This window comes from Campylobacter pinnipediorum subsp. pinnipediorum, assembly GCF_002021925.1.
Lineage (GTDB): Bacteria > Campylobacterota > Campylobacteria > Campylobacterales > Campylobacteraceae > Campylobacter_A > Campylobacter_A pinnipediorum.
Genome location: NZ_CP012546.1, coordinates 1125126 through 1151781 on the forward strand (window position 1 = coordinate 1125126; position 26656 = coordinate 1151781).

24 protein-coding genes are annotated in these 26656 nt (G+C 31.0%); 14 read left to right on the forward strand and 10 right to left on the reverse strand.

The window, feature by feature from the left end:
- Positions 1 to 6 precede the first annotated feature (6 nt).
- The gene (locus CPIN17260_RS05870; protein WP_069631955.1) at positions 7 to 489 is read left to right on the forward strand and encodes a type 1 glutamine amidotransferase family protein; all 483 of its coding nucleotides are present in this window, start codon (positions 7 to 9) and stop codon (positions 487 to 489) included.
- Positions 490 to 999: 510 nt separating this feature from the next.
- On the opposite strand, the gene CPIN17260_RS05875 is transcribed toward CPIN17260_RS05870, so the two are convergent.
- The 4 genes from CPIN17260_RS05875 to CPIN17260_RS05890 are packed head-to-tail and all read right to left on the reverse strand — an operon-like array spanning position 1000 to position 3842.
- A complete protein-coding gene (locus CPIN17260_RS05875; protein ID WP_069631954.1) occupies positions 1000 to 1224 on the reverse strand; it encodes a hypothetical protein in 225 nt (74 codons plus the stop codon).
- Positions 1217 to 1597, reverse strand: coding sequence for a flagellar export chaperone FliS (gene fliS / locus CPIN17260_RS05880; protein ID WP_069637565.1), 381 nt, complete (start codon positions 1595 to 1597; stop codon positions 1217 to 1219). The genes CPIN17260_RS05875 and fliS overlap by 8 nt, the downstream gene beginning before the upstream one ends.
- 8 nt (positions 1598 to 1605) lie before the next feature.
- On the reverse strand, positions 1606 to 3453 hold the full coding sequence (gene fliD / locus CPIN17260_RS05885; protein ID WP_078415307.1) for a flagellar filament capping protein FliD: 1848 nt from the start codon (positions 3451 to 3453) through the stop codon (positions 1606 to 1608).
- 2 nt (positions 3454 to 3455) lie between these two features.
- Entirely contained in the window at positions 3456 to 3842 is a 387-nt protein-coding gene (locus CPIN17260_RS05890; RefSeq protein WP_069631951.1) for a flagella length regulator FlaG, read from the reverse strand.
- Between the two features lie 122 nt (positions 3843 to 3964).
- Between CPIN17260_RS05890 and CPIN17260_RS05895 the strand changes: the two genes are divergently transcribed.
- Both CPIN17260_RS05895 and rsmD read left to right on the forward strand, forming a co-directional pair.
- Entirely contained in the window at positions 3965 to 4303 is a 339-nt protein-coding gene (locus CPIN17260_RS05895; RefSeq protein WP_078415306.1) for a hypothetical protein, read from the forward strand.
- Positions 4304 to 4340: 37 nt separating this feature from the next.
- Positions 4341 to 4910 (forward strand): 16S rRNA (guanine(966)-N(2))-methyltransferase RsmD, encoded by a 570-nt coding sequence (gene rsmD / locus CPIN17260_RS05900; protein ID WP_078415305.1) that lies wholly within the window; start codon positions 4341 to 4343, stop codon positions 4908 to 4910.
- A 33-nt stretch (positions 4911 to 4943) separates the two neighbouring features.
- On the opposite strand, the gene CPIN17260_RS05905 is transcribed toward rsmD, so the two are convergent.
- A complete protein-coding gene (locus CPIN17260_RS05905) occupies positions 4944 to 6710 on the reverse strand; it encodes an autotransporter outer membrane beta-barrel domain-containing protein (RefSeq protein WP_157887343.1) in 1767 nt (588 codons plus the stop codon).
- A gap of 197 nt (positions 6711 to 6907) precedes the next feature.
- The gene (locus tag CPIN17260_RS05910) at positions 6908 to 9613 is read right to left on the reverse strand and encodes an autotransporter outer membrane beta-barrel domain-containing protein (protein WP_078440736.1); all 2706 of its coding nucleotides are present in this window, start codon (positions 9611 to 9613) and stop codon (positions 6908 to 6910) included.
- Positions 9614 to 9759: 146 nt separating this feature from the next.
- Between CPIN17260_RS05910 and CPIN17260_RS05915 the strand changes: the two genes are divergently transcribed.
- The 6 genes from CPIN17260_RS05915 to CPIN17260_RS05940 are packed head-to-tail and all read left to right on the forward strand — an operon-like array spanning position 9760 to position 14435.
- Complete coding sequence (locus CPIN17260_RS05915) at positions 9760 to 10812, forward strand: flagellar basal body P-ring protein FlgI (RefSeq protein ID WP_078440737.1); 1053 nt, start codon at positions 9760 to 9762, stop codon at positions 10810 to 10812.
- Positions 10812 to 11108 carry a rod-binding protein gene (locus tag CPIN17260_RS05920; RefSeq protein ID WP_078387845.1) on the forward strand — a complete coding sequence of 99 codons (297 nt, stop codon included), beginning with the start codon at positions 10812 to 10814 and terminating at the stop codon, positions 11106 to 11108. Before CPIN17260_RS05915 ends, CPIN17260_RS05920 begins: the two co-directional genes overlap by 1 nt.
- A gap of 54 nt (positions 11109 to 11162) precedes the next feature.
- Entirely contained in the window at positions 11163 to 11369 is a 207-nt protein-coding gene (locus CPIN17260_RS05925) for a flagellar biosynthesis anti-sigma factor FlgM (protein ID WP_069637573.1), read from the forward strand.
- 15 nt (positions 11370 to 11384) lie between these two features.
- Positions 11385 to 11804: a flagellar export chaperone FlgN gene (locus tag CPIN17260_RS05930; protein ID WP_078440738.1), complete on the forward strand. Its 420-nt coding sequence runs from the start codon at positions 11385 to 11387 to the stop codon at positions 11802 to 11804.
- A gap of 1 nt (position 11805) precedes the next feature.
- Positions 11806 to 13680 (forward strand): flagellar hook-associated protein FlgK, encoded by a 1875-nt coding sequence (gene flgK / locus CPIN17260_RS05935; protein ID WP_078440739.1) that lies wholly within the window; start codon positions 11806 to 11808, stop codon positions 13678 to 13680.
- The gene (locus tag CPIN17260_RS05940; protein ID WP_078440740.1) at positions 13677 to 14435 is read left to right on the forward strand and encodes a TIGR02757 family protein; all 759 of its coding nucleotides are present in this window, start codon (positions 13677 to 13679) and stop codon (positions 14433 to 14435) included. Before flgK ends, CPIN17260_RS05940 begins: the two co-directional genes overlap by 4 nt.
- Positions 14436 to 15118: 683 nt before the next feature.
- On the opposite strand, the gene CPIN17260_RS05945 is transcribed toward CPIN17260_RS05940, so the two are convergent.
- From CPIN17260_RS05945 to CPIN17260_RS05960, 4 genes are all read right to left on the reverse strand, one after another.
- Positions 15119 to 15943 carry a pirin family protein gene (locus tag CPIN17260_RS05945; RefSeq protein WP_069633237.1) on the reverse strand — a complete coding sequence of 275 codons (825 nt, stop codon included), beginning with the start codon at positions 15941 to 15943 and terminating at the stop codon, positions 15119 to 15121.
- Between the two features lie 281 nt (positions 15944 to 16224).
- The gene (gene pyk / locus CPIN17260_RS05950; protein WP_078440741.1) at positions 16225 to 17673 is read right to left on the reverse strand and encodes a pyruvate kinase; all 1449 of its coding nucleotides are present in this window, start codon (positions 17671 to 17673) and stop codon (positions 16225 to 16227) included.
- Between the two features lie 159 nt (positions 17674 to 17832).
- Positions 17833 to 18945, reverse strand: coding sequence for a restriction endonuclease subunit S (locus CPIN17260_RS05955; RefSeq protein WP_069636970.1), 1113 nt, complete (start codon positions 18943 to 18945; stop codon positions 17833 to 17835).
- A 17-nt stretch (positions 18946 to 18962) separates the two neighbouring features.
- Entirely contained in the window at positions 18963 to 20996 is a 2034-nt protein-coding gene (locus CPIN17260_RS05960; RefSeq protein WP_069636969.1) for an HsdM family class I SAM-dependent methyltransferase, read from the reverse strand.
- A gap of 309 nt (positions 20997 to 21305) precedes the next feature.
- Between CPIN17260_RS05960 and CPIN17260_RS05965 the strand changes: the two genes are divergently transcribed.
- From CPIN17260_RS05965 to CPIN17260_RS05985, 5 genes are read left to right on the forward strand one after another with little or no spacing between them, the layout of a single operon-like run.
- Positions 21306 to 22022, forward strand: coding sequence for a TorD/DmsD family molecular chaperone (locus CPIN17260_RS05965; RefSeq protein WP_078440742.1), 717 nt, complete (start codon positions 21306 to 21308; stop codon positions 22020 to 22022).
- A gap of 20 nt (positions 22023 to 22042) precedes the next feature.
- On the forward strand, positions 22043 to 22213 hold the full coding sequence (locus CPIN17260_RS09035; RefSeq protein WP_099046657.1) for a Tat pathway signal protein: 171 nt from the start codon (positions 22043 to 22045) through the stop codon (positions 22211 to 22213).
- Between the two features lie 19 nt (positions 22214 to 22232).
- On the forward strand, positions 22233 to 25049 hold the full coding sequence (locus tag CPIN17260_RS05975; RefSeq protein ID WP_226996914.1) for a formate dehydrogenase subunit alpha: 2817 nt from the start codon (positions 22233 to 22235) through the stop codon (positions 25047 to 25049).
- Between the two features lie 10 nt (positions 25050 to 25059).
- Positions 25060 to 25686 carry a formate dehydrogenase FDH3 subunit beta gene (gene fdh3B / locus CPIN17260_RS05980; protein WP_078387854.1) on the forward strand — a complete coding sequence of 209 codons (627 nt, stop codon included), beginning with the start codon at positions 25060 to 25062 and terminating at the stop codon, positions 25684 to 25686.
- Positions 25683 to 26624, forward strand: a complete 942-nt coding sequence (locus tag CPIN17260_RS05985; RefSeq protein WP_069636964.1) for a formate dehydrogenase subunit gamma — start codon at positions 25683 to 25685, stop codon at positions 26622 to 26624. Before fdh3B ends, CPIN17260_RS05985 begins: the two co-directional genes overlap by 4 nt.
- The last annotated feature ends 32 nt before the right edge of the window (positions 26625 to 26656 follow it).

Here is a 26656-nt window from a genome sequence, read left to right on the forward strand (position 1 = left end):
TAAAAGATGAATGTCGCTATTGTTATGTATGATAAGATGAATTTACTTAGTTTTTCAAATGTGCTTAGTTTTTTGCACTCTTTTGATGATATAAATATCAAAACTTGTGCTTTCAAGCAAGAGATAAAAGATGAATTTGGAGTGAGAATACATCCTGATGTATATGCAGAAAGTATATATGGAGCTGACGTCATCATAATACCAGATGGAATTGGAGCCCTTACACTTCGCTATGATGAGATTTTTTTATCTTGGATAAAATCAGCTTCTAAGACAAAGCTAAAAATAGGACTAAACTTAGGAACACTGATACTTGCCGGTGCTGGTTTTTTACAAAACAAAGAAGCCAGCATAAGGGGTGGATACAAAAATGCATTAAGTGAGTATTGTAAAGTAAGTGATTTAAAAGCCTTGCAAAGCGAAGATATAATAAGTGCTAGCGAATGGGCGGATGAGATAAAAGATAAGCTATACGAAATTTTTAAATAATTTTTAGTTGTATTAGATAAAACTATGTTTATTTTTAGCAATTTCAACTTATAAATTTATTTTATATACTTCTAATCGTTTTTTTATATATTAATACTTGTATGATTTTCTTACAATATTTATAAAATTCTTCATTTTTAAATCATACTTTTATAAATTATAAAAAAATTATTATCACATAAAAAGCCTATTTTTTTGTGGTGTTAAGTATCAAAATATACTTTGGATTTTGATTTTTTAACAAGTAATAATAGAAAAAAGTCCAAATATCAAAAACCACCAAACGACAAAGAAATTATCAAATCTTATTTTAATTCATTTGTATTAGTAGTATTTTAAAGACTATCACATATCTTTAAAAGAAGGATTAATAACTTAGTTAAAATCAAATACTAAATCCTTAATCCAAACAAAGGCATTCACTAGTATTCACTTTTTAAGACATAAATTGCAAATTATATATTTTTGAAGATTTTAAGTTTAAGCGAGTAACTACTCAATGTCATAATTTTATTTCGTATATCGTTTAACATTTTGAAGTTTTTTTATCTCGCCCTCTAATGAAATTTGCTCTTGTTTAAAAATTTCACGAACCTCTAAAATAAGACTAGAAGCTTCATTTAACTCATCTAAGTTTTTAAAGTTATCTTTATCAAACTCAGATATAAGTTTTATCAAAGTATCTATGTCTTTATTTAAAAATGAAATTTTAAAACTCTTGAGCCAATCATTCATCGCTTGTAACCTCTCTCCAAGCCTCATTTAGTTGTTTAACAACATTTGTTATCTCATTTAAAATTTCAACATCATTTTTTATATTAGCCATTGCTAAAAGCTGAATTTGGCGAGTATAAAGCCCACTTAGATAGTGAGCCACATCGCCTTGAGAATAATCAAGAGAGTTTAAAAGCTCAACAAAGATGGCATTTGCTCTATTTATATAATACACTTTTTGCTCAAAATCGCCAGCCTCTATGGCTTTTTTTGTTCTAAAAATAAAACGCAATATTCCATCATAAAGCATTTGTATAAGCTTTGTTGGAGATTCTATACCTCCAACACTTGATTGTGCGTATGCTGCATAAGCTAGATTGCTGTTTGTAGCCATTTTTACCTCTATTTTTTATTTATTTCAAAATCTATCATTGTTTTTAGTGTAGAAAACTGATTTTCCAAAGCCGTTATTTGCTGTGCATACAAAGCCCATCTCTCTCTCATTGTATCATACTTTTGATTTAAAGAGTTTTCTATCTTCTCTTTTTCATCACTTAGCTTTTTACTCTCTTCATTAAGTCTATTTTCATAAATACTCAAAGAACCATCTTTGCCGACTAACTCATCTAATTTAGTATTTAGTCTAGAAAACAAACCAACAACTTTAGTTTCACTAGCTGTAAGCGAAGTCTCACTCATACCTAATTTTTTAAGTTTTTCGGCATTTCCAGTTATGTTTATAGGTGTTCCATCATCTGTTTTTAAAACAATGCTTTTTTTATCGATACTTAAACTAGCATAAACGCCATCTATCTTTGCTTGTTTTATAGCAGTAATTAAAGCTAGTGCATTATCTTCTTGTGAATCACTAGCTTTTGTTTCTAGCTTTATAGAGATATCATTTATTTTTAGATCTTCTTTATCTAAAGTAATCTCTCCATCTTGAACTTGAGTATTTGCACTATAAGCTAGTTCTCCATACTTTGTATATCCAACAAAGAAGTTTCTTACATCCTCTACACTACTTTGAAGTTTGTCGTTTAGTTTCTTACTATCAAGATGTAAAACACCTTTTTCATCAAATGTTATACCATATTGGTCTAAACTTTTTCCCTCCGAGTTTTGGCTTGAAAATATTCTATTTAAGCTAGAACGTATAGTTGTGATATCATTTACACCTTGAAATGCACCAGAATCGCCGGTCTTATCATCATAGCCTGTTGTTATATTTAAATTTGCGATAAGGGTATTGTAAGATGAAACCATATTTTCTAAGTTTTTGGCTATATCTTCTGTATCTTCAACAACAGCAAAGCTAGAAACACCAGTCTCTTTTAAATTTATAGTAACACCAGTGCGTAAATCATCAATGGTATTTTTATCTCTTACAACTTCCAAACCATTGTAGTCAAAAATAGCATTTTGTGCTGTTGTAAGTCTATTTTTTTCAAGATTTGTTATTTTAGTAGTCTTTCCATCTTCTCCATCGACCTCCTCTGCCTGATTATCATCCCAACCAAGAGTCTTTAATATGCCATCTGTTATAGGTGTTCTTTGTGATGTAGCTGTCTCAGGTGATGTGCTTGGTTTTGCTTTTTCTGTTGCTTTTTCTGTTGTTTTGTCTCCATAAGAAAATGAAATTTTATTATCAGCTCCAACTCTTTTTGATTGCAATACTAGTTGATATGGATTTTCACCACCTACTTTTATTATCCTAGCCTGGACATCAAAACCAGCTGTTTTATTTATACTATCTGCCACATCTTGTAGTGTCGCACCTTTGGCTACTTCTATCTTGTAAGAAACACCTCTTATTTCAAGATTAAAACTAGTATCAGAATCAACATTCAAAGAACTTGCCGAGTCTTTAAATCTTGAAGATTGAAAGCTATCCTTTTGTGCTACTTGTTTTACATTAAGATTTAAATCTTGGATATTAACACCAGGAACAACACTAACAGAAGCGCTAGAACCTGATGAGTTTACCTTTCTTTTAAAGTATAATGCTTCATTGTTTAACTCTTTAAAACTGGCGTTTACATTATCCATAAGAGTCATTAAAGCAGATAATTCTTGTTTTTGAAATGAATTATCTTCTACTTTTTTCTTTATAGGATCTACCTGTGCTCTACTATCAGCTGCTTTTAATTTTCCTATTAGTTCATCATTTAAAGCAGCGCTACCTCTACTCCCAAGACCCATAATCCCTTTTGTGTTTGTTGTGCTTGAAACTGAATCAGTTGTTGGCATTTTTAACTCTCCTTGTCAAAAAGCAAACCTATGCTTTCTTTAAAATATCTTGCTATCCTTAACGCTTCTTTCGTAGGCAACTCTCTGATAACAGCTCCCGTATCAGCCTCTCTTACTTGAACAACCATAGTGCTTTCTTCTGCATTGTAGCTAAATCTAATATTTGTATTTAGTTGTTGCATTTGAAAATTTAGCTCAGTTGTTATATCTTTAAGTTTTTTATCCATTTCGCCAGAAGAAAGCTTATCAAGTTTATCTGGCTCATTGTTTTTATCTACTAAATTCTTTTGAATTTTAACACTCTCAACTTCTCTTGTTTGAGTATTGTGATTTGACTTTATTGATACTGAAGTATCTAGCTGTTGAGCTGCAGCTTTGAAAATTTCCATTTTCACTCCTTGAAAATATCATTAATTAATAACTATACTTTTAAAATCGGTAAAAAATCATTTTTCTTTAGGCTATTTAAATTTAAATTTGATAAAATGACAAAAATTATATAAGGACTTGTATGAAAATTTCATTTGAATGCGAATGCATTATACTGCAAAAAACTATGTTTTTGTTTTGTAGTGAGTATGTAAGTGAGCGATTTGAATGCGATTTTATAGTATCTGATAAAAAAATTCAAACAAAAAAACCGCTATTTTTAATAGGCACTGAAAATCATCATATAAACTTACCATTTACAAAAAAAGCACTTATAAACACTCTTAAAGAATTTTACTCCGCTATACAAGTTCAAAACATCACAAAAAACCAAACAACAGATACTTTTGAAGAAAAACTAGATATACTTTTAAATAATTTCAAACAAGATATTGTTAAACTTATAAACGAATCAAAATAATAGCTATTAAATAAAAAATACAACAAGGTGTCAAAAAATGTCAAAAATTTTTACAACCATATCTAGTGGAAAATTTAAAGGAAAAAAACTTGAACTACCTAGCCTAAAAACAACTAGAAGCACAAAAAGCATAGTAAAAGAGTCATTTTTCAATAGTGTGAGATATGAGTTAAGACCATTGGTTTTTATAGAAGGCTTTGGCGGAAGTGGTGTTATGGCATGTGAAGCTTTTAGTAATGGAGTAAAAAACGCATTAGCTATAGAGATAGATAACGAAGCCTTTAAGCTAACACAAAAAAACCTAAACTCCATAGATAATACAAATCTAAAAGCCATAAAAGGAGATAGTTTTAAGCTACTTCCTGACATCATAAATAAAAGCTCGGATAAGGTTTTATTATATCTTGATCCACCTTTTGATTTTAGAGATGGCTTTAAGGATATTTATAACGATCTTATCGATCTAATATCAAGTCTAAATAAACAAAATATATATATGATAGTTTTTGAGCATTCGAGTGATTTTAAATTTGAAGAAAGCTTGGCAACTTTCAAACTAATAAAAACAAAAAAATTTGGAGCTACTACGCTTAGTTATTTTATATAAAACAACCCCTAAAAGGGGTCGTTTATTTAACAATTAAAACTTATAAGAAAGTCCTACTGTTCCATTGTAGTATTTTGATTCTGATTTAGCTTTTACGCCAAAGTTTATATTTGTAGATAGATTATCAGTTAGTCTCATCTCTGCACCTGTTTTAAGTGTAAAGAATGTGTTTTTATCTTTTTTAGATGCATATTTGATATTTTCTGTTGAGTTTACAAATGCTAGCTGTGTATCTTTCATACTTTTACGTAACTCTTTTTGGATACCTGGAGTTATATATAAGAAGTTACCATTTGCTATGTATTTTCTAAACTCTACTGCTGCTTTAGCTGATAGTGTTTTTACAGTAGTTCCTTTAAAGCTTACAGGAACTTTACCAGTTTCTTTAAAGCCTTTAGTACTTACATGGCTATACTCTAAACCAATCATTGGTTTCATAAAAGAGTTATTGTTTATATCAAATATATAACCATAATCAATACTTGCATCGAAGAAATTAGTATCGTATTTACCATTAGCATCAAAGTCTGGATCTATAACTTTTCTATCTAGTTTGTTTTTACCTTTACCATAAGATACTTTAGCATCTATTTCGTTTTGTTCTATATACATTCTAGTATAAGCACCAAAGTGATAGTTGTCTGATTTGGTTGTTAGCATTTTACTTGATGATTTAGCATTAGTATATCCAGCATATCCACCAATTATCATATTATCAAATGCCTGATCATAACCTAACATAAATCCATAAGTATTTGTATTTGCTTGAGATTTTAATTTAGCTTTACCGCCCATGATATTTCCCCATAGGTTGCTGTCATAGTTAAATCTATTTGTATACTCTTTTACTACACTTGAAAGAGTATCTCCGTTATCTGCAAATTTATTATCACTTAGATTTTTTATAGCATAAGCTAAAGCTAGATCATCGTTTAATGGATTGCTTAGTTTAGCAAGTCTTGAGTTTGTAGCTAATCCAGTATTTGATATGATAGCATCTATCGTATCGATATGATTAAAGCCACTGGTAATATCTTCTAAAGATTTATTTATCATTTTACCCAACATAGCTATCTCTTCAGAATCCTCGTATTCTGCAATAATATCAGAAAGTTTATTTTTATCATCTTTGATATTAAATAAAGATGATACTGTTTGAGCTTCATTTTTATTTAATCCATTTGCTGTTACTATAGCTTCAGCTAAAAGCTTTTTATCTGCATTTTTAAATCCATCATTTTTTAAAGCTTCTTTTGTATACTTATCTGCAATTTCTTTTGCTTGCTTGTTTACAAATTCTTGTAGTTTTAAATATACAGATTCATCTAATGGTTTATTTTTTTCTTTATATTTTTTTAAAATATCTTTCTCTATTACAGGTTTATTTTTATCTAACTTAGCTATTTTTTTACCATTAAGGTAAACTCCTTTTTTGCCATTATCTTGTATAATAGCAAAAAGACAATTATTTGTTTTATCTTTATCACAAGTATCTTGACCATTTTTAGGTATAGAAACACCTTTTTTGTCTTTGTTGATCACATCAAAATATTCAACTAATTTAGTAATATGGCTATGTAGTTCTTTAAGGGATGGAACATCGTCTTTGTTGAGAGAATCATAACGATCTAAATAAAACTTAGTAACTTTTGATAAACTATCTTTAAAAGCTTTAATCTCTTTAACAATATTATCTTTTGCATCTTTTATATTAAGATAATCTTGTTTCTCGTCCGCAAAAGCACCTGTGGCGATGATAGCACCTAATAATGTGCAACATGCAATCTTTGAAATTTTCATTTTTTCTCCTTTTATATAAATTATATCTATATTTAATATACAAATAGATATAAAATCCATATTTTAGCCCTTTATATATTAAAATAAGCTAAATATTTGATAGAAATTTGTATGTTTTATAAGATTAGTGTTGTTTATGTGTATGTGTGATAACCACAACCCTTGGTTAGAGTTGTGGTTGTAGTTTAGTTGTGTTCTTAGAACTTATATTTAAGTCCTACAGTTCCATCAAAGTATTGTTGTTTTGATTTAGCTTTTACACCAAAGTTAACATTTGTAGATAAAGCATCTGTTAGTTTTAATTCCGCACCTGTTTTAAGTGTAACAAATCTTCCTTTTTTATCATCTGCTTTTAGTTTGATATCTTTGTTTGAACCTATAAATCTAGCTACAGGATCTTTTACATCTTTATATACTTCTGCTTCAAATCCTGGAGTTATGTATAGGTAGTTTCCATTGTCTACATATTTTCTAAATTCTAAACCTAGTTTAGCATTTAAAGATTTTGAAGTAACACCATTAAATGATAATGGTAAATCTCCAGTTTCTTTGAAAGCTTTTGATTTAGAGTGAGAATAATCAAGTCCTACTAATGGTTTTACAAATAAGCTATCACTTAGATTCATTACATAACCATAATCAACTGCAAATGATGCATATGTAGTATCATATTTACCATCTTGGGTTAGCTTTCTATCTTCAAGCATAACATTTCTTTGAATTTTGTTTTTAGCTTTACCAAATGATACTCTTGTATCTATTTCGCTATTGTCTATATATGTTCTAGCATATAGACCAAATTGATAGTTGCTTGCTTTTGTGTTGATTAGGCTAGAATCAGCTTTTGATTTAGCAAGAGTCATATATCCACCTACTATTGTATTATCAAATGCTCTATCATAACCTATACTAAAGCCATGTAGTTCTGGATTAGAACTATCTTTTACTTTACCTTTTGCACCTATAACGTTTGCCCATATATTGTTATCATTGTTAAATCTATCTGTATATGATTTTATTATAGATGATACACTATCACCATTATCAGCAAATTTATCATTGCTTAGTTTATTTATAGCAGATGCTAATGCTAAGTCTTCATTAAATGGATTGCTTAGTTTAGCAAGTCTTGTTGCAGTCGATAGTTGGCTACTAAAGTTAACCATATCTAGATTAGATACTTTACCTATTTCGTTTGTTGCTGATTGGATTGAGGTTTCGTTGGCTTTTATAACTTTTAGCAAAAATTCTTTATCAAATAACGATACAGTAGCTAAAGCTTTTACATTAGAATCTGTTATATCGGCTAAAGATGAAATTATATTTTTAGCTACTGATGATAAAGAGTTTTTAGGGTTTTTTATAATAGCATCAACTCTTAAAGATACACTATCGCGATATGCTTGTAGTGCTACTTCAAATGCTTGTTGTGCATCTACTACTGTTTTGATTTTATTGTTACCATTATTGCCATTAAATACTTCTAAGGCTTTTTCTACTTTTTTTTCTAATTCACTTGCTTTTTTGTTAGAATAATCATTATCAGCTATAACAACACCAGCTGCTTTTGCTTTTGCTAGTGCCTCATCAAATGCTTTTTTCTTTGCTGCATCTTGCTGCTTTTCATCATATCCATTTGCATCATGTTCCAAAATATATTTAATTTCTTTTAAGGCTCTTTTTTGCTCTGCAAGTTTTTTAGGATCTGCATTTAGGATTATTTTTTTATCTTGTGAATTATTGTTTGTTTCTACTTGTTTTTTAAAGTTATTAGCATCGCCTTCTTTTTCTTCAAGAGCTTTTACTAATTCTCTTTTTTTTTCTTCTCTTGTCTTGTGAAGATCTTCAGTTAATTTACTATTTTCATTAAAATCAAATAATAGATCTTTTATAAGTAGAGCTTGAACTGCTTCATTTACTTTTTTATCTTCTTCAAATTTCTTAGCAATATTATCAAATTTGTCTATATCCAAAGCTTCTTTTACTTCACTACCTTCAGAAATCTTACTAAGGTCTTGTTTATCTGCTTTTAGTTTCACTCCAGCATCCATAAGGACTTTAGCTGCGGCTTTTGCATCTTCTAGTGGTATACCATCGATACTTAATGTTGCTACAGCTTCAAAAAGTGCTTTTGCATGTTTTGCATCTTTGATAGTTATCTTTACATTGGTATTAGAATTATTTTGACCTAAGGTAAGCTCATGGTTAGTGCCTAAAGCATCTGCGGTTTCTTTTAGCTCTCTAGGTAGGTCTTTAAGTATTGAGTTTAGAGCATTAGTATCTTTTTCGGAAAATCTATCCGCTTCATTATTAAGCTTATTAAGATATATAATCTCTTTTTGAATAACAAAATTTTTTCTTGCTTTAACAGCTTCATCAAATTTTTTAATAAAGCCATCTATAAGACCCTCTACAATTTTTTTATTACCATCTGCAAATAATTTTTTAAAATCTCCTGCTGTTGCTTTATTAATCTTTGCATCTAAAGCAAAATTTTTAGCAAAACCATTAATTTTAATTTCTAAACTAGCTCCTCCTCTTTTAAGAACAACCTCATTTCGATTTGCATCAGTATACTTTATATAACGTTTACCACCGCCATATTTAATATCTCCTATATGGCTCAGGTTTGTTCTAGCTTCACTAATTTTACTCATTATTTCAAATATCTTAGCTGAATTACCTTCTTTGTGGTTATCTGGATCATAAGTTTTAAGATCACTTATGTATTGTTTGAGATTTTCTAATTGGGTTTTAAATACCTCTTCTGCTTTTTGGGATTTTTCTAGCTTTGTTTTTTCTTCATTATATTTAGTTATCTCAGCATTTGCATCCTTTGCAAATGCACCTGTAACTATAATAGCACCTAATAATGTAGCGCACGCAATCTTTGAAATTTTCATTTCTTCTCCTTTTAAAAGTTAAAATTAAGTAAATATTTTACTTTTTGATACATTAAATTTAACTTAAATGTTATTTTAACTGTTTATTTTCAAAGATGGAACAGTTCTTGCTTGTATCCTTTAAAAATCAAAAAATAAGGTCTTATATGAAAAAGTTTGTTTTTCTTGTGCTTATCTTAGCTACACTTAAAAGTGTTTTTGCTACTCAGATAAAAGATATAGCAAGTGTGCTGGGTGTGAGAGAAAATCAGCTCATAGGATATGGACTTGTAGTAGGACTAAATGGAACTGGTGATGGCTCTACATCTGAGTTTACGATACAATCTTTATCAAATATGCTACAAACAGTAAATGTCAAGATAAATCCAGATGATATAAAATCAAAAAATACCGCAGCCGTGATAGTAACAGCAACACTGCCGCCATTTGCAAGACAAGGCGATCAGCTTGATGTTACGATATCATCTATAGGAGATGCAAAAAGCCTTCAAGGAGGAACGCTTCTAATGACACCTTTAAAGGGTGTTGATGGCGATATATATGCGTTAGCACAAGGTTCGCTTAGTATAGGCGGAAAGATCATAGGCAGAGGTGGCGATAAACATATGACAGCCGGACTTATACTAAATGGTGCTTTGGTAGAAAAAGAGGTAGCTTATGATATATACAATCAGCAAAGTTTTACCCTAAGTCTAAAAACTTCAAATTTTAAAGCGGCCATGGATACACAAAACACTATAAACTCGGCTTTAGGTATACAAACAGCATCAGCAATAGATCCAAAAACTATAATCATAAAAAAACCAGATGAAGCAAACTTGATAGACATAATAAGCACTGTGTTAAACCTAGATATAAACTATACTACTGATGATAAAGTCGTTATAGATGAAAGAAGCGGAACGATAGTAAGTGGTATAAATGTAAGCGTGGATCCTGTTATACTAACACATGGTGATATAACCATAAAGATAGAACCCAATTCATATAACAAAAAAAGCGAGACTGACTTTGACTTGCAAGATGGCTCGGCTATATCCCCAAAAGCAAATTTACTAAGGATAGAGGATCAAAAAACAACACTAGCAACAGTAACAAGAGCTTTAAACAAACTTGGTGCTTCACCTAGCGACATAATAGCTATCATTCAAAATTTAAAGCGTGTTGGTGCGATACACGTGGATGTAAAGGTAATGTAATGTATACAGACAACACTCTAGCTATAAATTCATTTAATAGCATAAATACAGATAGGTTAAAATCAAATGCAAAACAGGATAAATTACTAAAAGAACAAACAGATGCTTTTGAGTCTTTTTTGGTTAAAGAGGTGCTTGATATAGCATTAAAAGAGGATGAAAAAAGCTCAATCTTTCCAAAATCAGCCGGATCTGACATATATAAGTCAATGTATAATGACACTATGAGTAAGGCTCTTAGTGGTGGGCTTGGGTTTAGCGAACTTTTGTTTAATTTTTTAAAAGAGAGGTCTTAAGAAAAAATATTTTATGCCGATTTGGTTTTTGTAAATCAAACTAAAGGCTTTAAAATGATAGGTAATGTAAGTGGTTTTTCATCAAGCTTAAGCACAAATGTAGCAAACAAAAGCTTGAATACCAACAAAGATAATGACATACAAAATATATCTAAGCAAGAAAATACAAAGTTGCAAGATATAAAAGATGCTATCAAAGATGGCACATATAAGATAGATATGAAAAAAACAGCAGGAGCTATACTAGATACTCTTGTATGATTATGAAGGATTAAGATGTTAAATGGATATTTAAACGAAGCTATTGTGACTCTTGAAGAATTGATAGAGATCACAAAACAAGATATTTTAAATATAAAAGAGGCAAAACACTCACTTGTAGATGAGAGTGTAAGAAAAAAAGGTCTTCTTATAAAAAAATTTGAAGAGACAAAAAGAAATATCGACAAAGAGCTAGTTAAAATATCACAAACATCATCAAGCATAGCAGAAACTCTAGATGATGAAGCAAAATCAAAACTTGTAACAATGCGCGAAAGGCTTGAAAGTCTAAACGAAGTAAACAAAAAATATGCAAAACATGTAGTTGTAGTAAAAGAATTTTTTGATAGTTTGACAAAGGAGATGTTTGATATAGACTCAAATACATACTCTAAAAATTTAAACACAAACACATTATATAAGGCAAAGGTTTAATATGGCAAATATTTTTATGTCTTTAAACACAGGTGTTTCAGGGCTAAATGCGGCACAAGTTCAAATATCTACAACTGGAAATAATATAGCAAATGCCGACTCCACATACTATACAAGACAAAGAGTTGTCCAAACCTCAGCAATGTCTTTGTATAATGTTGAGGGCGGTGTTGGCATGGGAACACAGGTAGAAACCACTGTAAGAATACACGATGAATTTACCTATGCAAGGCTTAAATCAGCATCATCAAATTTAGAAAATACAACTTTTAAACAAAGGATAATGCAAGAATTAGCTCAAAATTTTCCGGATTTGCAGGATTCTGGATTGAGTAGAGATATGACAAATTATTTTAATGCCTGGAATAAATTTGCCTCAAATCCTAATGATTCGGCACAAAAACTAAACCTTATAAATATGGCTTCTGTATTTACTAAAGGCATATCAAGAACAGCTACAAAGCTTGATAGCCTTCAATCAGAAGTAGATAGGCTAATGAAAATAAATGTTGAAGAAGTAAATAAAATAGGCGAGCAAATAGCAAACCTAAACAAAGAGATAAGAAGAGTAGAATCAGGTGCTGACTCAGGTATAAAAGTAAATGCAAATGACTTAAGAGATAAAAGAGATGAGCTAGAACTTGCATTATCAAAACTTGTAAATATAGATACTTTTAAGAGTGATTTAAAAAGCAACACAAGGATAGATAGTGGAATCACCGATGAGGGAAGATTTTACAACCTAAATATAGGTGGTGTAAGTATAGTAGATGGTGTTAACTTTCATCCTCTTGTTATGAATAAGGCTGATACAAAAGGACAATTTACTGGAATTTTTTATGAGATGCAAGATGGTAGACTTATAAAAATGGAAGATAAAATTTATAATGGCAAGATAGGGGCACAGCTTGATCTTCGTGGTAGACACTATGATCCTTTGGCTCAAAAATTTACAGAAGGCTCTGTGCAAAAATATATAGACAACCTTGATACACTTGCAAAAACAATCATACACAACACAAATAATATCTATGCACAATCAGCAGTAGAGATATCAAACACCAAAGAGTTTGACTTCTTAGAAAATGATAAGACCTTAATGAATTTTAGCAAAGATGTTCAAAACGGGACTTTTGATGTTATAGTATATGACAATACAGGAAAAGAAATAGCCAAAAAAACGATAGATGTTAATGGAACAACAACCATGAATGATCTAACTTATGGAAACTCTATAATGCACGATTTTAACTCAAACTCGGATGATAATAATGACAATAATATGTCAAATGATGTAAATGATTATTTTGAAGCATCTTATTTTTATGATAAATTATCAAATAAAGGAACATTTGCTGTTATACCTAAACAGACAAAAGGGCTTTATAGTATTGCTTTTGTTGATCACGGCACAAATGTCCCTGGTGTTCTTGGACTAAATAGATTTTTTGATGGCGAAAAAGCAAGAGATATGGCTATAAATAGTGATTTTATCTCGGATCATACAAAGCTTAGAGCATACTCAAAACCTGTTTCTGGAAACAATGAGGTTGCTAATAAAATGGTTCAGCTACAATATGATAAATTAAAATTTTATTCAAATGGAATAGCACAAGATAGAGATGATACTATAGATGGGTATTATAGATTTTTAACCACAGATATAGCAAGTGATACAGAAGCAAATAATAACTTTAATGAAACAAATACATCTCTTTTTAAAACAGCAGAGCAAGAGTTTCAGTCTGTAAGTGGTGTTGATACAAATGAAGAATTGACAAATTTAATTAGATTTCAGGCTAGTTATGGAGCAGCAGCGAAGATAGTAACAACTGTAAATCAAATGTTAGAAACACTACTTACCTTAAAACAATGATTAAAAATATACTAGATGGTTATGTTTTTGATAAAAACAGACAAAATGAGTTATTTTCTTATGCCGATCCTTTGCAGGTCGCAACAAAACTAAAAGAGCCAGTTTCTTGTCTTGTATGTGCTTTGTTTGCATATGGAAATGCAAAACTTATAGTAAAGTTTTTAAACTCTCTTGAATTTTCGCTATTAGATGAGACAGAAAAAGAGATAATAAAAAGCATAACAATACACAAATATAGATTTCAAAACACAAAAGATGTGCAAAATATATTTATAACTCTAAGTAGACTAAAAAAAGATTTGGATATAGAGCATACACTAAAAAAAGGGTTTCAAAAAGGTGGCATGTGCTATGCTATAAACGAGCTTATAAAAGAAATTTATAAACTAAACCCTTATAAATCAGATGGGTATGAGTTCTTTTTTGCAAGGCCTTTTGATAAAGAGCCAAGCTCTCCATACAAAAGATACAATATGTACCTAAGATGGATGGTAAGAGATACCGATATAGATTTGGGAATTTTTAAAAGCCTAGATAAAAGCGAACTTTTGATACCACTAGACGTTCACACACATAGGGTTTCGTTGTCTCTTGGGCTTGTTAAAAGAAAGACTTATGACTTTAAAGCAGTTTTAGAACTCACAAACAAACTAAGGACATTTGATAAAAACGACCCTATCAAATACGACTTTGCACTTTACAGGATAGGACAAAGTGAGGAGTTAGAAAATGTAATATCTATGTTAAATAAGTAAAATTTTATAGATGATTTGGATAAAGTTGCGGTTTTAAACTAGCAAGGCATACAAACAAATACTATTTGGTTTTTAGGAATTTAGATAAAAAATTACCGGATAAAGTATGGCTTTATGATTTATGTGATGTGGCAAAGTGAGCTTTTGAAAGTATTGGGCTGTTGTGTGATTTAAAAGGCTTAATTAAAGAGTATGATGTTTGTGAAGTTAAAAAGACTAAAAAAGAGTTAGCTTTTAAAACTATTAGATTTTTGCACACAAAGTTTGTTCTATTTTTGATTTGGTCTAAATAATTATGTGTGATTTTTGTGGGGTTTTGGAATTTTGATAAAGTTAGGTTTTGCTATACAAATAAAACATAAAAAGTTATAGTTTTTGAAATTTAATAAAAGTTGGGTTTGACTTAGTAAAGCATATAAACAAATACTAAAATTTTTGGTTTTTATGGATTTGGATAAAAATTACCGGATAAAGTATAGCTTTGAAAGCATTAGGCTTTTATAGGATTTAAAACAACTTAAAAGAGTTGGCTTGTAAAGGTGTTGGGTTTTGTTGGGTTTGCTTTATTTTTGGTTTGGTTTAAACAATGATGTTAGATTTTTTACACACATTTAGTAGGATAATAACATAGAAGTCTTAAATTTCATTAAAGCTTGCTGGATAACCCAACAAGCTTTTTAAGTTTATTTTATAAAAGTTCCTGTTTTTAGCTCAAAGAATGCATGTCTTAGCTCTTCTTCGGTGTTCATAACTATAGGTCCGCCCCAAGATATACTTTCATCTAGTCTCTTAGAACCCATAAATAAAACTTTTGCTTTTTTATCCAAAGCTTTTATAGTTACACTATCGCCATCTGTAAGCTTTACAGCTGTTTTTTCTTTTATGTGTTCGCCGCTTATCTCTGCATCAGATAAAAGTGTAAATAGCATGATAGAATCATCACTTTTTGTATCTATAGTTATACTAGCATTTGGCTCTAACTCTATATCATAATAATTTAACGGAAGGTATTTTCCTTGATAACCTTTATGGTCTTTATACTCTCCAGCAAGCAGTCTTATCATACCACCATCAAAAGGTATCTCTTCTATTTGCTCATTTTTTATCGCATTATACTCTGGTTTTACCATTTTGTATTTAGCTGGTAAGTTTAACCATAACTGAACACCTAACATTCTTTCGCTAGCTGGAAGTCTCTCTTCGTGCAATATCCCAGAACCAGCAGTCATCCACTGAACCTCACCATCGCCTATTGTATCTTGAAAACCTAAGTTATCTTTATGCATCATTCTGCCTTTAAACACATAACTTACTGTCTCTATGCCTCTATGTGGGTGCATAGGAAAACCTGCTGTATAATCATCTGGATTTACACTATCAAAAGAATCCAGCATCAATATAGGGTCAAACACATCTGTTGTTTGATTTCCTAAAACCCTAACGAGTTTTACACCCGCACCATCCATAGTCCTAAATCCATTAACCTGAGCTTTTACTTTTCTTTCCATCGTTTTCTCCTATTTTTTATTTGATGAAAGTATCGTATTTTATTTTTAAATTTGGATTAATGTAGTATAAATAAAATCTTAATTAAGAAAATATATTAATAAGAGTCGTTTAAGCTCGTTTTTATGGACTGTTATCATAATTTATTTATTTTGATATAACATTTTAAACAAGCTTGTATTAATAATCTGTTATTAGTGTACATGAAATTTTGTAAAATAATGTATATTTTTATAAAAAAGGGTTAAAAATAGTAAATTTAAAACCCTTTAAAAAAGATATTTTATAGTGATAAATAATGTTCTATCTGCTCTTTTCTTAAAATTCTCATAAAGTTTGTGCTACCTTCAACACCAGTAGGAAAACCAGCTGTAACAAGATATGTCTTATCTATATCTATTATTTTATTTTTGACAGCTTCTTTTATCATTCTCATGAGAAGTTCTGTTATGGTATTGCACTTTGGTAATACAAAATTTGCAGAGCCAACACCCCAAGCGAGTGTTAAAGAACCAGATATTTGAGGATCATGAGTAACAGCTATAATATCCATATCAACCCTATTTCTGGCTATTTTTATAGCTGATTTACCAGAGCCTGTTATAGATATAATAGCATCTGCATTTAGTCTATATGCCAATGCCGCAGCACTTGAAGCCACCATATCGGTCTCATCCAAGAACTCAAGCTGATCAAATTTATTGTATGGGTATATCTTTTGTGCTTGAAGTATAGTATTGCTCATAGCTTTTACAACAGCTATTGGATTTATACCAACTGCACTTTCTTCACTTAACATAACAGCATCTGTCCCATCTAAAACTGCATTTGCGACATCACTTATCTCAGCCCTTGTAGCTGTTTCATGCTCTGCCATTGATAGCATCATTTGAGTTGCTGTTATAACTGGCTTGCTTGCTATATTTGCTTTTTTTATTATTGATTTTTGAATGGTAGGCACTTCATAGTAAGGTATCTCTATACCAAGATCTCCACGAGCTATCATAATACCATCACTTATTTTTATAATATCATCTATATTTTCAACTGCATCAAATTTTTCTATCTTTGAGAGTAATCTTGCTTTTGAACCCAATGAGTTTAATATATCTTTTGCTTTTTTTACATCGTCAGCATTTTGAACAAAACTAATAGCAACAAAATCAACCTTTTGTTCTGCTCCAAACTCCATATCTGCTCTGTCTTTTGGTGTAATAACATCTATACCAAGTCTTGTATTTGGGAAATTTACACCTTTATTTGAGTTTAATACACCACTATTTTTAACTACAGTTTGAACCATAGTATCATCAACACTTACAACTTTTGCTCTTATATTTCCATCGTAAAGATAGATATATTGATCTTTTTGTAACATCTTTAAAATTTGTGGCTGATTTATAGATGTTTTATAGTGATTTTCAGCCACCTTAACACCGAGTATATCTTGTGTATAAATATCAAGTCTATCATTTGGCTTTAATTCAAATTTTTCTTCTAGTTTGCCTATACGAATTTTTGGACCACATATATCTTGAAGTATTCCTATTTTTGTATCAAGTTCTTTTTCAACTTCTCTTACTTTTTGTATATTTTCTTTGTGATATTCATGTGTTCCGTGGCTAAAATTTAAACGAAATACATTTACACCAGCCAATACCATCTCTTTTATAGTATTTATATTGTCGCTAGCAGGTCCTAATGTTGCTACAATTTTTATCTTTTTTTCCATTCAATTTTTCCTTTGTAGTGTTTGTTTGTTAATATAATACAATATTTTATCTAAAACAAACAATTATATGATTTAAATATTAAGTTTTTTATACACACAAAGAACAAGAAAATAAAAAAGTAATATCAAGGTCAAAACCATAAAGCTTCAACCTTAAAATCACTTATTTATTACAGATTTCGTTGCTTTTATTTTTCGCTCTGCAAATAAAACTATATCTTTTATAACAAGTTTTTCAATGGCTCTTATAAAAGTTTGCATAAAATCGTAATTAGGTATGTTGTTTTTAAAAACAGGGAGATTAACTTTAATTTTTCTAAATTCTTCATCAACAAATCTAACAGCCAATGTCAACAAATAAGGTTTCAAAGAATTTAGCACGGACGAAAAATACAATTTCGTATATTCGTTTAATTCAAATTTAGGAATTACTTTTCTTACAAATTGCCCTGCATACCATTTTTTTTCACGATAAAAAAAGTCCATCTGCAACAATCCCAAACTCCAAGTGCCTTCCGAATTTATATTATTGTCATTTATAAAACCAGTGGTTTGCAAAATACCTTGATTTATTGAAGTCCTTGTTACATAGTCATACTCAAAACCATCAACTAGACTATCAGAATTAAAGCTTTTTGTTTTTTCTATTTTAAACAAATCTCCTAGCCTAAATTCACACCATTTTATACTATCATTTTCAAAATCTTCTAAAGCCCTAATTTCTTCATTTGTTAATTTATAATCTTTTAAGCCTGTTACTTGCAAATACGCTTCTAGCTCTGCAAGATGAGTAGCTTCTAGCTCTGCAATAAATTTTTCCATAAAGGAAAAATTTATTTCCCCATTTTCACAAATGGGGAGTTTGATTTTAAAGTTTAAATTTTTCAGCTTTGAACTTGACAACTGACTACCATAATTAAAACCATTTAAAGATATACTTAAAGAAGATGCTATAAATTTTCCTGTTCTAGCATTAAACTCAATATTTGGAATTTTTAGAGTATGGACTTTCATTTCAACACTTGCTTTATATGGATGATAAAATATACCACCGTCGCTTCCAAAAAAGTTTACAGAGATAAAATTTTCAAAATGCCTAGAATTATCTATTTTTTCAGTATCAAAATAACCTAAAATGCCATTATTATCAGATCTTACTGAAATTCTAGGAATACTACCTTTATTTAATTCATTGCCCGATAATAGAGAACCTGTTCCTATTTCAAACAAATCTCCTATCCTAAACTCACCCCACTTAACACCTTCTAGCATTTCGTTAAGCGGGGAACTTACTTTCCCAAATTATTACTTTGGTTTTTAAGTAGATTGCTTACTTCCCAAGCTAGGTAATCACTCACCGTTTTTTTAAAATCTTTTAAAGTTGGCTTTATGTCAATAGGTGCTGATTGGTTCCAGTCTGCTCCATTTTTTGGGTCAATATGTCCTTCGTAGTATTCCTTATCTGTAAATATATTTAACTTACCTTTACCAAAGCGAACCAAATTTACAAGCTCTTCGTAACGCTCTTTTGCCCTATCTGTGTCTTTTAGATTATTGCTTGCTTTTTTGCGATTGGTTCTAGTATAGCCATCGTTTGAAAAATCAATAAATTTAACAATATCATCTTTATGATGAGGCTCTGCAACCTTGAAAACATAAATATAAGTTTGGACACTTGATTTTCCAACAAAAAGGTCTATTGGCATTTTAATACTTGCTATTAAGGTGTTTTTTTCTAATATTTTTTTATTGTATTCTATGGCTTTTCCACTTCCTGCACTGCCTTGTATAATGATAGCTCCATAACCTTTATTCATCTTTTCAAATGCACTTTCAACAAAGTTCATACCATTACCATTTGCCGAATAAGGCGGGTTTAACACAAAGGCATCAGCTGGAAATTTATCATCAGTTTTTCCAAAACCATACTTACCATCAAAATCTTTAATAGAATCCTGATTTAAAATATTTGAACTACCATCTCCCATTAAAATCATATTTAAAATAGCCAACATATAAATACTAGGTAAAATTTCAAGCCCTAAGAGTTGTTCTGCTTTTATTTTAGCTTCTTTTTTTCTAAGTTCATCGGGCGATTTTATGCTATTTTTAGCATTATTTAGCATTTCATTCATAGCAGCCACTAAAAGACCCGCCGAACCAGTAGCAAAATCCCAGACAAAGCTATCTTTGTTTACCCTTGCTAATTTTACAAGTAAATTTGCTACATATGATGGTGTTAGCACGACATCGTTTAGCTTATCTTGAGTAAAGCCTAACCAACCATACATTTCATTAAATAGCTTACCCGTAAAATCAGTAGTTAAGCCTATTTTATAATAAATTCCCAAATCATCAACTATTTTTGTAAATACTCTTTTTAGCTGTGTTTCTCCATCTGCAACTTTATTGATATTATCGCTTAAAAGTGTGTTTTGTAAAGTTCTAACAATTAAATCCATTTTATTTTTTGGTAAGTTCTTTTCGCTTAAAAAAGCTTGTATTTTTCTTATTATTATATCCCCATCGGTGTTTCCAATTTCATCTAGTGATTTTAAATCTTCTTTTTTAAGTGGAGAAACCTTGCCTGGAACTCCTAGTGTTGCCATAATTGAAGCTGCAACCAAGTAAACTCTATCATTTTCTCCAAGCCCTGTTTCATTTTTATATATATCATTATTTAATTTTGTTAAGCTTGCAGTTATCTCTCTTTCTTTTTGTTCTTTGATAAGTTCCAGTTCTTCTGTTGTAAGAGATAGCTTTTTAACTTTTTCTATAAAGTTATCAAAATTTTCTTTTTTTAAAAATGATAGATCTGTAAAATCACCAACTTCTTGCCCTACTCCTAAATTTGTTTTTGACACATAATAAACACCTATAGAGTAGATTATCTTCCCTTTTTCGTCTTTGTAGCCTGTAATTCCTATAGATATAATATCTTCATAACCGGTATGATGCAAGAGTGCATTAGCATAATGGACTGCACCATTTACGGCATATGAGTTTATATTTGTAAAATTATGTTCATTTTTACTTGTAATATTGTCTACTTGGTTTTTGTCATTTAGCTTTACTAATTTATCTTTATAGCCTTTATACTCTATCAATATTGGATAAAATTTTAAATACTTATCTTGCAATAAAAGTTTACAATCTGGTCTATTTCCACCATTACCACCATTTTTTGATTGATAGTTTTCAAGTGCCCTATCTATCTCATCGTTTAAATTTTCTTGTTCTAATTTATAGTCTAAATTGTATGATTTAAGCCACCCATTTGCGAGATCTGCGATCTTTGGTTCTACAGACTGGGATTTTTTCATTTAATTTTCTCCATTTTTTAAGGAATTTTATTTAAATATTTTATCATAAATAATAATATATTTTCAAATTGCTATATTTTTTATTTTTATAATAAATATAGCAACTTTGTATTACTAATAATATGCAATTAAGGCATATTTAATAAAACTTGAATTATAAAAACTTATATTTTTTAAAGACTCCTCACTAAGTAAATTTAAGATAAAGTTTTATAGTAGAAAATCTAAATTATCATGTTTAATTGCTTTTGTTTAGATTTTTAACTACATTTTTAAGTATAAATTAAAAATGTACTTTAAGGAAAGACAATGACAAAAGAAGATAAAAATAATATTTTAAATGCTAGAAAGATTTATTATCTTCTATTTTCAAAATTATTTGTTTTTAACAACAAAAAAGATAGATACGATAGTGTTTTGGATATTTTAAATACAATAAAACAATCACCACTTGATGAAACAAGCTCTATCGGGATAAATAATTTTTTAGAAAATTTTACTGATTTTAATGCTTTAGCTGATGAATATGATGATATATTTCATGCACCGCCTAGACCTTTACACAATACATTTTCTTATTATGAAGAGGGCTATAGCTCCGGTTCTGCCTGTGTTAGAGTTAGAAAAATCTTATCAAAAACAAATATAAGAAGAGATGAAAAAGAGTTTAAAGAAAACGAAGACAATGTAGGATTTGTGTTTTCATTAATGTTTGATTTTATATCATACATACTAGATAAAGATGAAAAATATAAAGAGTTTTCAAAAGAGCTATTTGAATCAACAATAAATCCTTTTATTGATGAGTTTATATTAAACTTATATAACCATCAAAACTCTAAAAGTTACAAATCAATCTGCTTAATACTTCAATCATTTATAGAATTTGAAAGACTATATTATGGTATTAACAAACCAAATTATGAAAATGAAAAAAATATAAAAACTCAAAATGGAATTTCAAGATCTGAAATGATAAGAAGAGAAGCAAATAAAGCAAGAAGAAAAGCTGAAGAACAAATATAAAAACCAAAGAAAGGAAAAGTATGCAAAAAAATAGACGCGAGTTTTTAAAAAAACTTATGGTAGGAACATCTGTTGGGCTTGCTTCTACAAGTGTTTTGGCTAAAGACAAAGCCAAAAAAACAGAAAAAGGCGAAGAAAATTTATACTCAAGAACTAAAACTTGGGAATTTTATTATAAACAAGCAAATTAAATTTTAGAAAGGATGTATTATGCAAAACGATTTAGCTTCATCTCGTGTTGGTAGGCGTTCGTTTTTGAAAATGGCATCTCTTGGTATGACCGCTGGAGCAACTGGAATTTATGCCAGCGGAGTAACTAGAGAAGCCACCAAGAATGAATTAAAAAATCCATTTCCTGATTCAAAAATGGTAAAAACAGTATGCACAGCATGTTCTGTAGGATGTGGTATAATGGCCGAAGTTTCAAACGGTGTTTGGGTTCGCCAAGAGGTAGCTCAAGATCACCCTGTAAGTGCTGGTGGCCACTGCTGTAAGGGAAGCGACATGATCGATATGGTTCGCTCACAAGTTCGCTTAAAATACCCTATGGTAAAAGAAAACGGCAAATGGAAACGTATTAGTTACGAAGAAGCTCTTAATAGAATAGGAGAGCAACTTAAAAAATATAGAGATGAAAATCCCGAACAAGTTATGTTTTTGGGTTCTGCAAAAGTAAGTAATGAACAAAGTTACTATATACGTAAATTTACCGCAATGTTTGGGACAAATAACCTAGATCATCAAGCTAGAATTTGACATAGCACAACAGTCGCCGGTGTGGCGAATACTTGGGGTTATGGCGCTATGACAAACCATCTTGGAGATATCCAAAACTCAAAAGCTATGATAATCTTTGGAGCAAATCCTGCGGTTAATCACCCTGTTGGTTTTAGACACTTTCTAAAAGCAAAAGAAAATAATAGATCAAAACTAATAGTTGTTGATCCAAGATATACAAGAACAGCTGCCAAGGCTGATTATTTTGCTCAAATAAGACCTGGGACAGATATACCATTTATGTATGGAATGCTAAATTTGATATTTGAAAATGGCTGGGAAGATAAACAATTTATAAACGACCGTGTTTACGGCATGGATGAGATAAGAAAAGAAGCGAAAAACTGGACACCTGACATAGTAGAAGATGTTACTGGTGTAAAAGCTGAATTATTAAAAGAGATAACAGAAGTATATGCAAAAAATTCTCCAGGAACTTTAATATGGGCAATGGGTCTAACTCAGCACTCAATAGGAAGCTCAAACACTCGTATAGCACCTATTTTACAACTTGCATTAGGCAATATGGGTATAGAAGGCGGTGGCTGTAACATTCTTCGTGGCCATGATAATGTCCAAGGTGCAACAGATATGGCAAACTTACCTGATAATCTACCTGGTTATTACGGAATAGCACAAGGTGCTTGGAAATATTTTGCTAAGATGTGGAAGGTTGATTTTGATTGGCTTCAAGGAAACTTTATAAAACCAGAGTGGATGAATAAACCAGGTTTTACACTAGCTCGTTGGTGGGCTGGTTCACTTGGCGGTAAAGATGGTAATGATTCAATTGAAAATAGCGGGACAAACTTAAAAGCACTATTTGTTATAGGAAATGGAATCACTTCAACAGCTCAACAAGCAAAGGTTCAAGAAGGTCTTGATAATCTTGAATTATTAGTTCTTGCAGATCCTTTTGTGAACGAAGCAGCTGTTGTTACTCACAAGCAAGATAATATATTTTTATTACCATCAGCTACACAATTTGAATCTAGCGGAACAGTTGTTGCAACAAATCGCTCTGGACAGTGGAGATTTCAAGTAACAGATCCTTTATATGAAAGCAAACAAGATCAAGAAATTTTATTTGAACTTGCAAAAAGGCTTGGCTTTTACGAAGAGCTTACAAGAACAATAAGAGATGAAAATGGTAACATCCAATGGCCAGAAGCAGCAACAAAAGAAATAGCAAATACTATAAAAACAATAGGACTTACAGGTTGGACTCCTGAAAGACTTAAAAATCACACATTAAATTGGGATAAATTTGATGAAAAAACACTTCTTGGAAAAGAAGGAACAGATGTCGCTGGTGAATACTATGGTCTTCCTTGGCCTTGCTGGACTACAACTCATTGCGGAAGCCCAAATTTATATAATGTAAATTTACCTGTAAGCAAAGGTGGCATGGGTTTTAGAAATCGTTATGGTTTAGAGCGTGATGGCGTAAATTTATTAGCAGAAGATGGTTCAGCTCCGATTGATTCGCCTATAAATGGTGGATATCCAGAGATAACAAAAGACAATATAGAAAAAGTCCTAAACATACAGCTAACAGAAGATGAAAAAGCAAGAATGGGTGCTAATTGGAAAGTTGATGATAGCAATATAATAGCTGAAAAATGTATGCAAAAAGGTATAGCTCCTTATGGTAATGCAAAAGCTAGGGCTGTTGTTTGGATATTTGCAGACCAAATTCCAAAACATAGAGAGCCTATACACTCTCAAAGACCTGATTTGGCAAAAAAATATCCTAGCTTTAATGATAAGCCAAATCATTATAGAGTTTACACAAAATATGAAAGCTTGCAACAAAGCAAAGACTTTGCAAAAGAGTTCCCTATAAACCTAGTTACAGCTCGTCTTGTAAATCTAAATGGTGCTGGAATGGAAAACAGAGCAAGCAAATATCTTGCTAGATTAACACCTGAAATGTTTGCTGATATTCATCCGGATTTAGCAAAACAAAAAGGCATAGAAAATGGGGATATGGTTTGGATTCACTCGCCTGAGGGAACAAAGATAAAAGTTAAGGCTAGATTGGTTCCATCGGTGCTTCCAGATATGATATTTTTACCATTTCACTTTGCAGGTGTAATGCAAGGTGTTGATATGACTGGTAACTTCCCTGAAGGAACAAAACCATACGCATCAGGAGAAAGTGCAAACACAGTTACAAACTATGGATATGATATCATCACTCAAATCCCTGAAACAAAAGGCGGATTATGCCGCATAGAAAAAGCTTAAGGAGCGATAAATGAATCAAAGCTTTACTAGATTAAAATTTTATTGCGATACGGATCGTTGTATAGATTGCAATGGTTGTTCTGTGGCTTGTGATGAGGCACACGAACTTCCGATAGGTATTAGAAGAAGAAAGGTTGTAACCTTAAACGAAGGAATACCAGGGAAAGAGCTATCAACATCTATATCTTGTATGCACTGTGAGGATGCTCCTTGTTCGCTAGTTTGTCCTGTTGATTGTTTTCATATAAGAGCAGATGGGGTTGTGTTACACGATAAAGATATATGTATAGGTTGTGGATATTGTCTTTATGCTTGTCCGTTTGGTGCTCCACAATTCCCTAGAGATGGTGCTTTTGGTGTAAAAGGAAGTATGGATAAATGCACAATGTGTGCTGGTGGTGTAAATATACAAACAAATTCAGAAGAAGAATTTGAAGAGTATGGCCAAAACAGAATAGCAGAAGGCAAAGTACCAGTGTGTGCGGCTATGTGTTCAACAAAAGCTTTACTTGTGGGAGAATCTGATATAATACAAAAAATTTACCAAGATAGAGTTAATGCTAGGGGTTATGGCATAAAAGATATAAAAGAGTCTCTAACTTGGAAAATAGCTTACTACAAGAAGGACAGAATATGAGGTTATTATCTGTATTATTTTTTATCGTTAATGCCTTTGCTCTACATCTACCTGACGGAACAAATCAATATGATAGCAATGTTTGGGCATCAGCTAGAGTAGAAAATATAAAGGGTTACGAAGGTGGCTTTGGTGAACTTTTCACCTTTTTGCAAGGAAATGAGTATTTTGCTTATGGTGTTGTTATAGCAGTACTTGGTGTGCTTATAGGTTTTACACTACATTTTTTGGTTGTTGGTCCAAAGCATTTTAGCCACGATGGCAAAAAAGTATATGCTTTCAATATAATAGAAAGAGTTATGCACGGTATAGCGGCTGTTTCTTGGATAGTATTAGTCCCAACAGGTATAATAATGATGTGGGGAAGTGCATTTGGCGGCGGAACATTTGTAAGACTTATGAAAAATTCTCACGGAATTGCAACTTTATTTTTTGCATTTTCTGTGATTCCTTTGTTTCTTTACTGGACAAAAAGAATGCTACCTGCCATTTATGATATAAAATGGATGATGATAGTTGGCGGTTATTTGTCAAAGAAAAAAGCCTGTGTTCCAGCTGGAAAATTTAATGCAGGACAAAAGGCTTGGTATTGGATAGCTATACCAGGTGGAATGGTTATGATAGCAACTGGTGCTGCTATGTATTTTCTTGATTTTAAACAACCTAGCGTTGCAACTTGGCTTGGATTAAGTCAGATAGAATTACTTAGACTATCAGCTATAATTCACAATGTTTTAGGTGTTGTGTGTGCTGTATTTTTCTTAGTTCATATATATATGGCCGCCATAGCTATACATGGCGCTATTTGGTCTATGATAACAGGGTATAAAGAAGAAGAAGAGGTATATGTTCTTCATCATTATTGGTATCAAGAGCTTATATCAAAAGATCAAATACCAGTATCAGAATACGAAAAAGTTTATCCTAAACTAAAATAATTTTTTAGCTTCGCCTTAAGATGGTGAAGCTA